At 64.8% G+C, this 12,905-nt stretch carries 11 protein-coding genes; 3 read left to right on the top strand and 8 right to left on the bottom strand.

Going from position 1 to position 12,905, the window contains the following annotated elements:
* Window positions 1-90 precede the first annotated feature (90 nt).
* Together fabI and HZZ13_RS26610 are read left to right on the top strand one after the other, a co-directional pair.
* Entirely contained in the window at window positions 91-888 is a 798-nt protein-coding gene (gene fabI / locus HZZ13_RS26615; protein WP_197962458.1) for an enoyl-ACP reductase FabI, read from the top strand.
* 133 nt (window positions 889-1,021) lie between these two features.
* A complete protein-coding gene (locus tag HZZ13_RS26610; RefSeq protein WP_197962575.1) occupies window positions 1,022-2,998 on the top strand; it encodes an autotransporter family protein in 1,977 nt (658 codons plus the stop codon).
* Window positions 2,999-3,011: 13 nt separating this feature from the next.
* Here the strand turns inward: HZZ13_RS26610 and HZZ13_RS26605 are convergent, their stop codons facing one another.
* The 4 genes from HZZ13_RS26605 to HZZ13_RS26590 form a co-directional block, all read right to left on the bottom strand.
* Window positions 3,012-3,608, bottom strand: a complete 597-nt coding sequence (locus tag HZZ13_RS26605; RefSeq protein WP_197962457.1) for a glutathione S-transferase family protein — start codon at window positions 3,606-3,608, stop codon at window positions 3,012-3,014.
* Window positions 3,609-3,619: 11 nt separating this feature from the next.
* A complete protein-coding gene (locus tag HZZ13_RS26600) occupies window positions 3,620-4,441 on the bottom strand; it encodes a hypothetical protein (protein WP_197962456.1) in 822 nt (273 codons plus the stop codon).
* Between the two features lie 101 nt (window positions 4,442-4,542).
* Window positions 4,543-5,007, bottom strand: a complete 465-nt coding sequence (locus HZZ13_RS26595; protein ID WP_197962455.1) for a GNAT family N-acetyltransferase — start codon at window positions 5,005-5,007, stop codon at window positions 4,543-4,545.
* Window positions 5,008-5,014: 7 nt separating this feature from the next.
* Complete coding sequence (locus tag HZZ13_RS26590; protein WP_197962454.1) at window positions 5,015-5,941, bottom strand: hydrogen peroxide-inducible genes activator; 927 nt, start codon at window positions 5,939-5,941, stop codon at window positions 5,015-5,017.
* A gap of 115 nt (window positions 5,942-6,056) precedes the next feature.
* Here HZZ13_RS26590 and katG point away from each other — a divergent pair, with 115 nt between their 5' ends.
* A complete protein-coding gene (katG, locus tag HZZ13_RS26585; protein WP_197962453.1) occupies window positions 6,057-8,222 on the top strand; it encodes a catalase/peroxidase HPI in 2,166 nt (721 codons plus the stop codon).
* Window positions 8,223-8,435: 213 nt separating this feature from the next.
* Here the strand turns inward: katG and pnp are convergent, their stop codons facing one another.
* From pnp to rbfA, 4 genes are all read right to left on the bottom strand, one after another.
* Window positions 8,436-10,598, bottom strand: coding sequence for a polyribonucleotide nucleotidyltransferase (gene pnp / locus HZZ13_RS26580; protein ID WP_197962452.1), 2,163 nt, complete (start codon window positions 10,596-10,598; stop codon window positions 8,436-8,438).
* 377 nt (window positions 10,599-10,975) lie between these two features.
* Window positions 10,976-11,245 carry a 30S ribosomal protein S15 gene (rpsO, locus tag HZZ13_RS26575; protein WP_197962451.1) on the bottom strand — a complete coding sequence of 90 codons (270 nt, stop codon included), beginning with the start codon at window positions 11,243-11,245 and terminating at the stop codon, window positions 10,976-10,978.
* Window positions 11,246-11,247: 2 nt separating this feature from the next.
* Complete coding sequence (truB, locus tag HZZ13_RS26570) at window positions 11,248-12,357, bottom strand: tRNA pseudouridine(55) synthase TruB (protein WP_197962450.1); 1,110 nt, start codon at window positions 12,355-12,357, stop codon at window positions 11,248-11,250.
* Window positions 12,354-12,785 (bottom strand): 30S ribosome-binding factor RbfA, encoded by a 432-nt coding sequence (gene rbfA, locus HZZ13_RS26565; RefSeq protein WP_197962449.1) that lies wholly within the window; start codon window positions 12,783-12,785, stop codon window positions 12,354-12,356. The genes truB and rbfA overlap by 4 nt, the downstream gene beginning before the upstream one ends.
* Window positions 12,786-12,905 lie beyond the last annotated feature (120 nt).

The raw sequence follows: 12,905 nt of genomic DNA, 5'->3' as shown, positions 1-12,905 counted from the left end.
CCGGCCATCCACGTCTTAGGTTCTGGCTGCAAAGGGCGTGGATGCCCGGGACAAGCCCGGGCATGACGAAGAGCGGAGAGTAATTTCGCAATGGAAGGTTTGATGAAAGGCAAGCGCGGTCTGATCATGGGCATCGCCAATGATCATTCGATCGCCTGGGGCATGGCGCGGACGCTGCATGCCCACGGCGCCGAGCTTGCCTTCACCTTCCAGGGCGAGGCGCTCGGCAAGCGCGTCAAGCCGCTGGCGGAGCAGCTCGGCGTCGATCTGGTGCTGCCTTGCGATGTCGAGGACATCGCCAGCGTCGATGCCACCTTCGCGGTGCTCCGCGAGAAGTGGGGCAAGCTCGACTTCGTGATCCACGCGATCGGCTTCGCCGACAAGAACGAGCTCAAGGGCCGCTACGCCGACACCAGCCGCGAGAACTTTTCGCGCACCATGGTGATCTCCTGCTTCTCTTTCACGGAGGTCGCAAAGCGCGCCGCCGAGCTGATGACGGAAGGCGGCAGCATGATCACGCTGACCTTCGGCGCCTCGGAGCGCGCGATGCCGAACTACAACGTGATGGGCGTCGCCAAGGCGGCGCTGGAAGCCTCCGTGCGCTATCTCGCCGCCGATTTCGGACCGCGCGGCATCCGCGTCAACGCGATCTCCGCAGGCCCGATCCGCACGCTGGCCGGCTCCGGCATCGGCGAGGCGCGGGCGATGTTTGCCTTCATGCAGAAGCATGCGCCGCTCCGCCGCGGCGTCACGCTCGACGACCTCGGCGGCTCGGCGTTGTATCTGTTGTCGGATCTGTCCGGCGGCGTGACCGGCGAGATTCATTACGTGGATTCCGGCTACAACGTCATCCTGATGCCGCGGCCGGATGATTTGAAGGCGGAATAGGCCGCGACGTTTCCTCCCGCCCCACGATCATGGGGCTGACTCGACCACAGATCTATGCTTGCTGCACCCGGTGGCGCCGCAGGGCCGTATCCTCTGCGGTTCGGGAGGACCGATCGTGCCGATAGTGCATGCGATGTGTCGCGCAAGCGCGCTGGCGTCCGTTGCTGGCGCGGTGCTGCTCTGTGGCGGTTCGCAGGCCCTGGCGCAGTCGGCGATCTGGGATTCGACCCTGTCCAACACGCATTGGTATGTGCCCACGGCGCAATTGCTCGCCTATGCCGCACCGAAGACCGGCTTCTCCAATCCGATCCCCATCGGCGACCAGACTCTGTGGTCGCTCGCGACGGCGACGAACGGCTCCTTCACCGGCACGAGCGTGGCACAGCTCAAGATCGGGCCCGCACTCCTGACCGACACCTCGACCATCCAGGGCTTCGTCACGACCGCGGGCCAGATCACGATGCTGTTCACGCCAACCGCGGGCGGCGCTGCAACGGTCGGCCTTGGCCACATGAGGACAATTGGCGGCGTGACCTCGATGGAGATGCAGATGATCACGGGCGACAGCGTGCTCGTGAGTCATTGGGCCTATATGCTTCCTTATGATCCCGCGACCTTCACGCCACCCGCTTCGCAGCCTGTTCCCGCCAACTCCGTCCCGCAATGGGCGTGGACGTCGGGCACACCGTGGCGGATCACTAGCAATGCCTTGTTCGGCACGTCGGCGCCCGGGCGCTTCGTCATCACGAATTACCAGAACGGATATTTCTGGGGTGCTGGGGTGGCGCCCGCAGGCAGCAGCGCCGCCAATTTCACCCTGCTGGGCTCGGTGACGCCGGAGGGCAACGTCCTCTTCAACACGCTCTCGCGCGGCACGCTCGCCAGCCTCTATGGCACGGCCAGCGGCGACGCATCGGGCGCGCAGATGCTGGTCAGCACCTATGATCTGTCAGGCAATTCGGCCGGCGGCGTTGCTTATCTCTCTTTGGTGCGGCCCTACGCCGAGATGCTTCAGGCGCAGAACAGCCGTGCCGGGTTGGGCGCAGCCGATATGCTCTACCGCCTGTCTGCGACATCGCTTGGCTGGACCGGCAGCATGGCCACCGGTTTCACTGCGCTGGACAATCTCAGCGGCTCCGGTCTCGTCAATGCCGTCAACCAGACCCTGCCTGTTCTCACCGGTGCGGCATCGCAGGCGACCTATGCCACGCAGCGCGTATTCCAGCAGGCGATGACGGGACGATTGGATGACGTGCTCGGGCTGAATGCCGGTATCACAGCTGAGCGGAATTTCTGGATGAAGCCGCTCGGCGGTAGCACCCGGCAGGGCAGCGTCGATGGCGTTCCCGGCTACAACGCCTCCGGTGGCGGCATGGCCGTCGGTGCGGACGCGATGCTCTCCGCGCGCGCAATGCTCGGCGGCGTGTTCGGTTATTCGCATCAATCCATCACCGGAAGGGAGGACGCAGTCCCGAACCGGCTTGCCATCGACTCGTATCAGGCGGGGCTTTACGGCGCGTATGCGCTCGGCCACGGGGTCCAGGTCGACGGCCAGATCGACGGCGCACTGAACGACAATGGCGAGAGCCGCTCGCTCACCTTCATCAACAGCACGGCCGGTGCGGGCTATCGATCCTATGGCGGTCACACGGGTGTCGGCGTCCGCAAGCTGATCCCGATCGAGCCGGGACTTGCGCTCGCGCCGTCGCTGCGGCTGGACTATGGTCAGGTTCGCTCTCCCGCCTATCACGAAGGCGGCGCCGGCGGCTTCAGCCTCAACGTGGATTCGCAAACCTATCGCGAGCTGACGCTGACAGCGGGACTGAAGGGTGCATACAGGATCGCGAAGCAGGTCTATCTCACCGGCGATGTCGGCGTCGGTTACAACACGCTGAACCAGGGACTGCAGATCAAGTCCGCGTTTGCCGGCGGCGGCGACGCTTTCGTCACCAACGGCCTTGCGTTGTCGCCGTGGATCTACTCGACCGCGCTGGGCCTCGTCGCCGCCGACGGCAGAGGCTTCGATCTCGGCATCCGCTATGGCGCTGCGGCGACATCCTCCGGACTGCTTCAGCAGTCCGGACTGGCCGTCCTCAAGATCAAGCTATAGGCGGCGGGCTGCTTCATCCCGCCGCGATCTTCTCCGCGCGCTGGAACGCCGGCCGCGCCGTGCAGCGCGCGAGATAAGCATCGAAGGCCGGGCGCGACGGGACCATCTTGAACCGGCGCACCGCAAAATTCAGGCCCGCGCCGATCACGACATCGGCGGCGGAAAAGTGCTCGCCGAGAATCCACGGACCCTTTTCGAGCGCAGCTTCCAGCACGTCGAACACCTGCGTCGCGCTGCCCCAGGCCGCGGTCGAGGCCGGGACCTCGATCTTGGTGAAGATCTGGATAATGGCCGGCTCGATGCAGCCCGGCGAGAAGAACAGCCATTGCAGATAGCGCGCCCGGCGCGGGTCGGTTACGGCGGGCGCGAGCCTGGTCTCGGGATAGCGGTCGGCGATGTAGGCGCAGATCGCCGCGGCTTCGCCGAGCGCGGCCTCGCCGTCCGTCAGCGCCGGCACCTTGCCCATCGGATTGATCTTCAGATAGTCCGGCGCCTTCTGCGCGCCGGTCGAGATGTCGGTCAGCACGCGCTCATAGGGCAGGCCGCTCTCCTCCATCAGCCAGAGCGTCGTGAACGAGCGCGAGCGGGGCGACCAATAGAGCTTGATCATGGTGCGGGGCCTTATTGCTGGAGCAGTTGTGGTAATGTCCGGTCGAGGCTCGTCGTCAATAAGGCACGGACACCGTCGCGCAGCTTCGCGTTCGCCGCGACCTCGGCGGGAGCCGATGGAAAGGCCGCCTCGTCCAACTCCCTGTTGGGACCACTGATGGGGTTGATCCCGATCAGGCGGGACATCATCGGCTCGTCATCCAGGCTTGCGGCGCCCTTCTTGATGGCCTCGAATGACTGCCCGTCGTACACGGTGATGTAGGTCAACGCGAACAGGAACGTGCGACGCTTGATGGGGTTGCCCCATTTCACGATGCCAAAGCCTTCGACGGACTGGTTGGTATTGCTGAAGCGATTCTGGTACCGCTCGACAAGAACATAGCGTTGACACTTGGTGGTGGCAGCGCTCTGCTGAACGAACTCCTGTCGTTCCGGGTTCCGACGCAGCATCGGCGATCCAGATTCCACGGCATGCGCAAAAGCAGCGGGCGAATACGCAATTCGCCTGACCGACTTTCCGGCTGCGGCGGCACGAAGCCGCGACAGGATGAGATCGTCCAGCCCCCAACTGTCGACCGGGACGGGTGTGTACTCGTTGCCGAACACGGTGAAGCCGACCTGCTGAACGCCGAAGCGATTGGCGGGCGCGGCCAGGAGGCCGATTTCGCATGGGCCGGCGTCAACAGCGCCCGCCTGCTTGGGATTCGGTGCGCCTTTCGGAGTTGCGCCCTTGACTGGTCGCGTCGTGGGCGTCGCCGATGGCGGTGCAGGCTGCGCCGCGGCGACGCTGATGAGACCAACAAGGGAGAGCGCGGTCAAACAGATGCGAAACATGGAATCGGCGGGGGGATCACCAGCTTGAAGATGTCCGCTGAGGACTTGAGATAAGTCTTAGAGCGAGCCGATGACAACCGCAAGGTGAGGGTCTCGGCGCGCTACGTGGCGGTGGTCCTTCGCATCCACCGATAATATTTCATCACGAACCCGTTCGACGGCTCGATCTCTTCCTTCTCGAACACAAAACCTTCGCGCTCGTACCAGCGCCAGGCCTTCTCGTTCTCGCGGACGCAGCGCAGATACATTTCGTCCGGCATTTGCGTGCGCGCGAAGGCCAGCAATTGCCGGCCGAGCGATTGGCCCTGATAGGCGGGCGCGACGAACAGCATGTCGAGACAGAGCTTTGGCAGATGCAACGCCAGCATCGCGGCGATCGTGCCGCAATCGTCGGCGACGAACAGGCTCCAGCCGTTCTCGATCTCGCGCCTGATGCGCGCACGCAAGTTCGCCAGCAGGAAGTCGCTGGCTTCGGCGAGGCCGGTGGAGACCCAGCTCTCCATCCAGACCCGGCCGATCTCGTCGTATTCGTCCGCGCGGGCGGGGCGGATGACCGGATGCGACATCAGCGCGTCAAGCCTTCTGGCTGCGCACGGATTGCCGCGCGCGCACCTTGCCGGCCGACAGGCACACCACCTCGGAGATCTGCAGCAGCTGCCGCGCCAGCGGGCTGGTCTTGCGCCAGACCATGCCGATGGTGCGCGACGGCTCGGGGTCGCGGAAGCGCGCCAGCGAGACCGAGGCGGAGCGCGTCTCCACCGGCACCGCCATCTCCGGGATCAGGGTGACGCCAATCCCGGCGCTGACCATCTGGACCAGCGTCGACAGCGAGTTCGCATCCAGCATCTCGCGCGGCGGCGCCGATTGCATGTTGCAGAAGGAGAGCGCCTGGTCGCGGAAGCAGTGTCCCTCCTCGAGCAGCAGCAGCCGCATCTCGCGCATCATTTCGCGCGACGGCACCGGTGTGCCTTCATCGGCGCCCGGCCGCACCAGCAGAAACTTCTCCTCGAACAGCGCGACCTCGGTGAGCGAGGGCTCCGACACCGGCAGCGCCACGATGGCGGTGTCGAGCCGTCCCTCCACCAACTCCTGGATCAGCCGCGGCGTCATGGTCTCGCGCACGCGGATGTCGAGCTCCGGATGCATGCGCGTGAGGTTCTTGGTGATCTTGGGCAGCAGGTAGGGCGCGATGGTCGGGATCATGCCGATGCGCAGGCGGCCGGCAAAGCGGTCCTGCGAAGCACGGGCGAAATCGCCGAGCTCGTCGACCGAGCGCAGGATGTCGCGGACCCGTTGCGCCAGCTCCTCGCCGAACCGGGTCAGCGCGACCTGCCGCGCGCTGCGCTCCAGCAGCAGGCCGCCCAGCGCCTCCTCGAGTTCCTTGATCTGCATCGACAGGGCGGGTTGCGAGATCGAGCAGGACTCGGCCGCGCGGCCGAAATGGCCGTGACGGGCCAGCGCATCGAAATACCGGAGCTGGCGCAGCGTGACGTTGAGCATCAGGAAATCTTATTGCAGCGATCATTAAAGTCAACTTCACCTGATCGAACGTGGAGCTTAGAGTGCTTCTACCTGGTCAAAAGGTGCGAGTTCGACGCCGCCAGAGGAGGTATTCATGGACGACACTTCGAAGTGCCCGTTTTCGGGCGGAAAACCCACGCGCACGAATCGCGACTGGTGGCCGACGCAGCTCAACATCGAGGTGCTGCACAAGAATTCCGATCTGTCCGATCCGATGGGCAAGGAATTCGACTATGCCAAGGAGTTCAAGTCGCTCGACCTGAACGCGGTCATCAAGGACCTCACGGCCCTGATGACGGATTCGCAGGAATGGTGGCCCGCCGACTTCGGCCACTACGGCGGCCTGATGATCCGCATGGCCTGGCACAGCGCGGGCACCTACCGCATCACCGACGGCCGCGGTGGCGCCGGCGCCGGTCAGCAGCGTTTCGCCCCGCTCAACAGCTGGCCCGACAATGCCAACCTCGACAAGGCCCGCCGTCTGCTGTGGCCGATCAAGCAGAAATACGGCCGCAAGATTTCCTGGGCCGATCTGATGGTGCTCGCCGGCAACGTCGCGCTGGAATCGATGGGCTTCAAGACGTTTGGATTTGCGGGTGGCCGCGCCGACGTCTGGGAGCCGGAGGAGCTGTATTGGGGCCCTGAGGGCACCTGGCTCGGCGATGAGCGCTACAGCGGCGAACGCCAGCTCGCCGAGCCGCTCGGCGCCGTGCAGATGGGCCTCATCTACGTCAATCCGGAAGGCCCGAACGGCAAGCCGGACCCGGTCGCCGCGGCCAAGGACATCCGCGAGACCTTCTTCCGCATGGCGATGAACGACGAGGAGACCGTCGCGCTGATCGCCGGCGGCCACACTTTCGGCAAGACCCATGGCGCGGGCGATCCGTCGCTGGTCGGCCCGGAGCCGGAAGCCGGCGCGCTGGAAGATCAGGGCCTCGGCTGGAAGAGCAAGCACGCCTCGGGCCTCGCGGGCGACGCCATCACCAGCGGCATCGAGGTGACCTGGACGCAGACCCCGACGAAGTGGAGCAACAACTTCTTCGAGAACCTGTTCAAGTACGAATGGGAGCTGACCAAGAGCCCGGGCGGTGCCAACCAGTGGGTGGCGAAAGGCGCCGATGCGATCATTCCCGACGCCTTCGACAAGTCGAAGAAGCATCGGCCGACCATGCTGACGACCGACCTCTCGCTGCGCATGGATCCGGCCTATCAGAAGATCTCGCGGCGCTTCTACGAGAATCCCGATCAGTTCGCGGACGCCTTCGCCCGCGCCTGGTTCAAGCTCACCCATCGCGACATGGGTCCGATCCAGCGCTACCTCGGCCCGCTGGTGCCGAAGGAGACGCTGATCTGGCAGGATCCGATTCCCGCCGTGGATCACGAGCTGGTCGGCGAGCAGGATATCGCCTCGCTGAAGAGCAAGATCCTGGCTTCGGGCCTCTCGGTGTCCGAGCTGGTCTCGACCGCCTGGGCGTCGGCCTCGACGTTCCGCGGCTCGGACAAGCGCGGCGGGGCCAACGGCGCGCGCATCCGCCTTGCCCCGCAGAAGGACTGGGAGGTGAACGAGCCGGCCCAGCTCGCCAAGGTGCTCGGCAAGCTCGAAGCGATCCAGAAGGACTTCAACGCGTCTTCAGGCGCGAAGAAAGTCTCGCTTGCGGACCTGATTGTGCTCGGCGGCACCGCCGCGGTCGAGAAGGCCGCCAAGGATGCCGGCGTCGAGGTCAAGGTCGGCTTCACGCCGGGCCGCATGGATGCTTCGCAGGAGCAGACGGACGCGGCCTCCTTCGCGCCGCTGGAGCCGCGCGCCGATGGCTTCCGCAATTACATTGGCAAGCGGCATCAGTTCATGCAGCAGGAGGAAGCTCTGGTCGATCGTGCGCAGCTCTTGAGGCTCACCGGCCCCGAGATGACGGTGCTGGTCGGCGGCCTGCGTGTGCTCGGCGCCAACGCGAACGGCTCGAAGCACGGCGTGTTCACCACCAAGGTGGGAACGTTGAGCAACGACTTCTTCGTCAACCTGCTCGACATGAGCACGCAGTGGACGCAAGCGGCCGACGGCAGCTACGAAGGGCGCGACCGCAAGACCAATGCGGTGAAGTGGACCGGCACGCGCGTCGATCTCATCTTCGGCGCACACTCGCAGCTCCGCGCCTTCGCCGAGGTCTATGCCACCTCGGACTCCAAGGAGAAGTTCGTCAAGGACTTCGCCACGGCCTGGACCAAGGTGATGAACCTCGACCGCTACGACCTCGTGGCGTGAGGGTGCCACCTCTTTCGCTCTTGTCCGCCGAAGCCTAAGCGAAGGCGGATGCGGGAGAGGTGATCTCGTAGCCCGGATGGAGCGCAGCGCAATCCGGGACGCCGTCCCGCATTCCGCTTCGCTTCATACGGGCTACGGACCGATCGACAATACAACACAAACAAAAAGGGCGGCCTCTCGGCCGCCCTTCGTGTTTCTGACGTGGTTGAGCGATTACTCGCCCGCCGCTTCGCGCGGGGCCTTCTCGCCCTCGGCGGCCTTGTCCTTGGCTTCGAGGTCCTCGCCGGTGGTCTGGTCGACCACCTTCATCGACAGGCGGGTCTTGCCGCGATCGTCGAAGCCGAGCAGCTTGACCTTGACCTTGTCGCCTTCCTTGACGACGTCGGAGGTCTTCTGCACGCGGTTCGCCGCGAGCTGGCTGATGTGGACGAGGCCGTCCTTGGAGCCGAAGAAGTTCACAAAGGCGCCGAACTCCATCACCTTGACGACGGTGCCGTCATAGATCTGGCCGACTTCCGGCTCGGACGCGATCGACTTGATCCACTTGATCGCGGCCTTCATCGCCTCGCCGTCGCTGGAGGCGACCTTCACGGTGCCGTCGTCCTCGATGTTGACCTTGGCGCCGGTCTTCTCGACGATCTCGCGGATCACCTTGCCGCCGGTGCCGATCACTTCGCGGATCTTGTCGGTCGGGATTTTGAAGGTCTCGATGCGCGGCGCGTATTCGCCGAGCTCGGCGCGGGCCGCGGTGAGGGCCTTGGCCATCTCGCCGAGGATGTGGATGCGGCCTTCCTTGGCCTGGCCGAGGGCGACGCGCATGATCTCTTCGGTGATGCCCTCGATCTTGATGTCCATCTGTAGCGAGGTGATGCCCTGTTCGGTGCCGGCGACCTTGAAATCCATGTCGCCGAGATGGTCCTCGTCACCGAGGATGTCGGAGAGAACGGCAAAGCGCTTGTCCTCGAGGATCAGGCCCATGGCGATGCCCGCGGTCGGCCGCTTCAGCGGCACGCCCGCATCCATCAGCGCCAGCGAGGCGCCGCAGACCGAGGCCATCGACGAGGAGCCGTTGGACTCGGTGATCTCCGAGACCACGCGCACCGTGTAGGGGAATTCATGGTGCGGCGGCAGCACCGGATGGATCGCGCGCCAGGCCAGCTTGCCGTGGCCGATCTCGCGGCGCTTGGTGCCGCCGAGGCGGCCGGTCTCGCCGACCGAATAGGGCGGGAAGTTGTAGTGCAGCAGGAACGTCTCCTTGTACGTTCCCGACAGCGCGTCGATGTACTGCTCGTCCTCGCCGGTGCCGAGCGTGGTCACGACCATCGCCTGGGTCTCGCCGCGGGTGAACAGCGCCGAGCCGTGGGCGCGCGGCAGCACGCCGACTTCGGCGACGATGTTGCGCACGGTCTTGACGTCGCGGCCGTCGATGCGCTTGCCGGTGTCGAGGATGTTCCAGCGGACGATCTTGGCCTCGAGCTCCTTGAACACGCCGGCGACACGGAGCTTGTCGTATTTCGGCTCCTGGCCCTCCGGGAAGTAGTGGGCCATCACCTTTTCCTTGGCGACGCCGACGGCGGCATAACGCTCCTGCTTGATGGGAATCGCGTAGGCGGCACGCAGCTCCTGCTCGATCAGGCCGAGCATTTCCTTCTCGAGCGCCGCATTGTCGATCGCGGTGACTTCGCGCGGCTCCTTGGCGGCCTTCTCGGCGAGCTCGATGATCGCGTTGATGACCGGCTGGAAGTGGCGGTGACCGAACATCACGGCGCCGAGCATTACGTCCTCGTTGAGCTCCTTGGCTTCCGATTCGACCATCAGCACGGCGTCGGCAGTGCCGGCGACGACGAGGTCGAGCTGGGTGTCGACCATCTCGTCGAGCGTCGGGTTGAGGACGAATTCGTCATTGGCAAAGCCGACGCGGGCCGCGCCGATCGGGCCCTTGAACGGCACGCCGGACAGCGTCAGCGCGGCGGAGGCCGCGACCATCGCCACGACGTCGGGATCGTTCTCCATGTCGTGCGACAGCACGGTGACGATCACCTGGGTCTCGTTGCGCCAGCCGTCGACGAACAGCGGGCGGATCGGACGGTCGATCAGGCGGGAGACCAGCGTCTCCTTCTCGGTCGGACGGCCCTCGCGCTTGAAATAGCCGCCGGGAATGCGGCCCGCAGCGTAGGCCTTTTCCTGGTAATCGACGGTCAGCGGCAGGAAGTCGACGCCTTCGCGCGGCGCCTTCGCCGCGACGACGGTGGCGAGCACCACGGTCTCGCCATAGGTGGCGACGACGGCGCCGTCGGCCTGACGGGCGATCTTGCCGGTTTCGAGCTTGAGTGGGCGTCCGCCCCAGTCGATCTCGACTGAATGCTTATTGAACATAGAGGTCTTCTTTCATGGGTTCTCGAAAGAAGGGACGGCGCTCGAAAAACAAAAACCATGCGCAAGATTGCGGGACGCTGATCGGAGCGGATGATCAGCGTCCTGCGATCCTGCCATGGTTTTTGGATGTCGGATGGCGTCCATCCTTTCGGGTCATACGGGCGCCTTGCCCGTTGTGCCCAGCCGCCGGATTGCTGCTGGACTGTCAGTCGGCACGAGCGCGAACACCGAACTGCGGTCTTCGCCGTTCATGCCCGGATGCGAATCGTCATGATCTGCATCCGACGCGCACGCAGCCTCGATCAAAAACCTTTAAGGAAGCGCTTTCGTTCGAAACCACGTGCGAAAACGCGCGCCGGTGGCGCGCGCAGCAACTCTTAACGACGAATATTGTGCTTCTCGATCAGCGCCTTGTACCGCGCCTCGTCCTTCCTCTTGAGATAGTCGAGGAGCGAGCGGCGGGTCGAGACCAGCTTCAAGAGGCCGCGACGCGAATGGTTGTCCTTCACGTGGGTCTTGAAATGGTTGGTGAGGTTGTTGATGCGTTCCGACAGGATCGCGACCTGAACCTCGGGCGAGCCGGTGTCGCCGGCCTTGGTGGCATTCGTCTTGATGACTTCCGCTTTGCGTTCTGCGGCAATCGACATCGTCAGTTTCTCTCGTTGCGACCGGGGCTGGCAGTCAGGCCGGTCAGGTTGAACACACGCTTGGGGATGATTTCGCCATTGCCAACTTCGGCAAGCGCCAAAAGACGGCCTGCCACCGTGACATAGACTGTGCCGCTACAAGTGGGCGCATCCCGTCCGCGCAACAAAACGGCCTGGCCCCGATGGAGCCTTGCCGCATCAGCCCGAGTGACGGCCAGTGCCGGGATGTCGTCCAGCGCGGTCTCAACGGGCAAAAGCGCGTCGGCGAGGCTGCCCTCGCCGGACGCGGCTCTATCGCACAAAGCCTCCAACTGATCCAGCGGAATCATGTCGTTTTCGCCAAATGGGCCGACCAGGGTCCGCCGCAGCGCGCAGATATGGCCGTAAGTGCCGAGAATCCGGCCCATATCGCGGGCGAGCGCCCGGACATAGGTGCCCTTGCCGCATTCGGCCTCGAACACGGCCCGGTCGTTATCTGGTTGATCGACAAGGGTTAAATGGTGAATCTCGACCGGGCGGGGCGCCAGTTCCACGACCTCGCCGTCGCGGGCGAGATCATAGGCGCGCTCGCCCTGGACCTTGATCGCCGAATAGCGCGGCGGGATCTGCTCGATCACCCCGGTGAAGCGGGGCAGCAGGGCCAGGATCGCCTCCCGGCTCGGGCGCCGGTCCGAGGTCGCGGTGACGCGGCCCTCGATGTCGTCGGTGTCGCGCTCCTCGCCCCAGCAGACCGTGAAGCGGTAGCGCTTGCGGCCGTCCATCACGAAGGGGACGGTCTTGGTGGCCTCACCGAGCGCGATCGGCAAGCCCCCGGAGGCGAGCGGATCGAGCGTGCCGGCGTGTCCGGCCCGCTTGGCGTTGAACAGGCGCTTGAGCACGGCGACCGCCTGCGTCGAGGTCATGCCGATCGGCTTGTCGAGCACGACCCAGCCATGGACGTCGCGGCGGTCGCGGCGGACCTGGTTGCCCTTCTGCTGCTTGGCGCGCGGATCGTTGTTGACGCGGCGCGGCTCCTGATGCGGCTGCGAATTCTCCGCGAAATCATTGTTCTGCACGTCGCGCTGATCGGTGTCGTTGCCGCCGATCGCGCCGTGAGCGGGGTCCATGGTCATTGCTCTTCTTCCCGATCCGAATGCGGATCCTGTTCCAAATCCTTCTGCACCGCAGGCGTTCGCAAAAGCTTCTCGATCCGTTCCGCCTCGTCGAATCGTTCGTCGACGCGGAAGCGAATGTCAGGTGCAAATTTCAGGTTAACGCGCCGCGCGACCTCGCCGCGCAGGAATTTCTTGTTGCGCTCGAGCGCAGTGATCACGAGCTCGGTGTCGCGGCCGCCGAGCGGCATCACGTAGACCGTCGCGAGCTTCAGGTCGGGCGACATCCGCACCTCCGGCACGGTGATGATGTGACCTTCGAGGTCGGCATCATGCACGTTGCCTTGCGCCAGAATATCGGCCATCGCGTGGCGAACCTGCTCGCCGACGCGCAACTGACGCTGCGAGCCGCCGGGCGCGGAACTCTTCTTCTGATGATGCCGTGGCATTTTTCGAAAATCACCTCGTCATGCCCGGTGCCTGCGGCACGGGCATTGTCACTTGTCCTGTTGAAACGAAGAGGGGTGGATGGCCGGAAAAATCCGGCCATCGCACTCCCGCAATCTCAG

The organism is Bradyrhizobium agreste (assembly GCF_016031625.1).
Lineage (GTDB): Bacteria > Pseudomonadota > Alphaproteobacteria > Rhizobiales > Xanthobacteraceae > Bradyrhizobium > Bradyrhizobium agreste.
The sequence above is the reverse complement of the archived record's forward strand: the minus strand, read 5'-3'. Positions and strand labels throughout refer to the sequence as shown.

Excerpts from the sequence above, each read along its gene's own strand:
- HZZ13_RS26590 (WP_197962454.1), bottom strand. The coding sequence starts at position 5,941 with ATGCTCAACGTCACGCTGCGCCAGCTCCGGTATTTCGATGCGCTGGCC.
- fabI (WP_197962458.1), top strand. The coding sequence starts at position 91 with ATGGAAGGTTTGATGAAAGGCAAGCGCGGTCTGATCATGGGCATCGCC.
- rpsO (WP_197962451.1), bottom strand. The coding sequence starts at position 11,245 with ATGTCGATTGCCGCAGAACGCAAAGCGGAAGTCATCAAGACGAATGCC.
- rbfA (WP_197962449.1), bottom strand. The coding sequence starts at position 12,785 with ATGCCACGGCATCATCAGAAGAAGAGTTCCGCGCCCGGCGGCTCGCAG.
- pnp (WP_197962452.1), bottom strand. The coding sequence starts at position 10,598 with ATGTTCAATAAGCATTCAGTCGAGATCGACTGGGGCGGACGCCCACTC.
- katG (WP_197962453.1), top strand. The coding sequence starts at position 6,057 with ATGGACGACACTTCGAAGTGCCCGTTTTCGGGCGGAAAACCCACGCGC.
- truB (WP_197962450.1), bottom strand. The coding sequence starts at position 12,357 with ATGACCATGGACCCCGCTCACGGCGCGATCGGCGGCAACGACACCGAT.
- HZZ13_RS26605 (WP_197962457.1), bottom strand. The coding sequence starts at position 3,608 with ATGATCAAGCTCTATTGGTCGCCCCGCTCGCGCTCGTTCACGACGCTC.
- HZZ13_RS26610 (WP_197962575.1), top strand. The coding sequence starts at position 1,022 with ATGTGTCGCGCAAGCGCGCTGGCGTCCGTTGCTGGCGCGGTGCTGCTC.
- HZZ13_RS26600 (WP_197962456.1), bottom strand. The coding sequence starts at position 4,441 with ATGTTTCGCATCTGTTTGACCGCGCTCTCCCTTGTTGGTCTCATCAGC.
- HZZ13_RS26595 (WP_197962455.1), bottom strand. The coding sequence starts at position 5,007 with ATGTCGCATCCGGTCATCCGCCCCGCCCGCGCGGACGAATACGACGAG.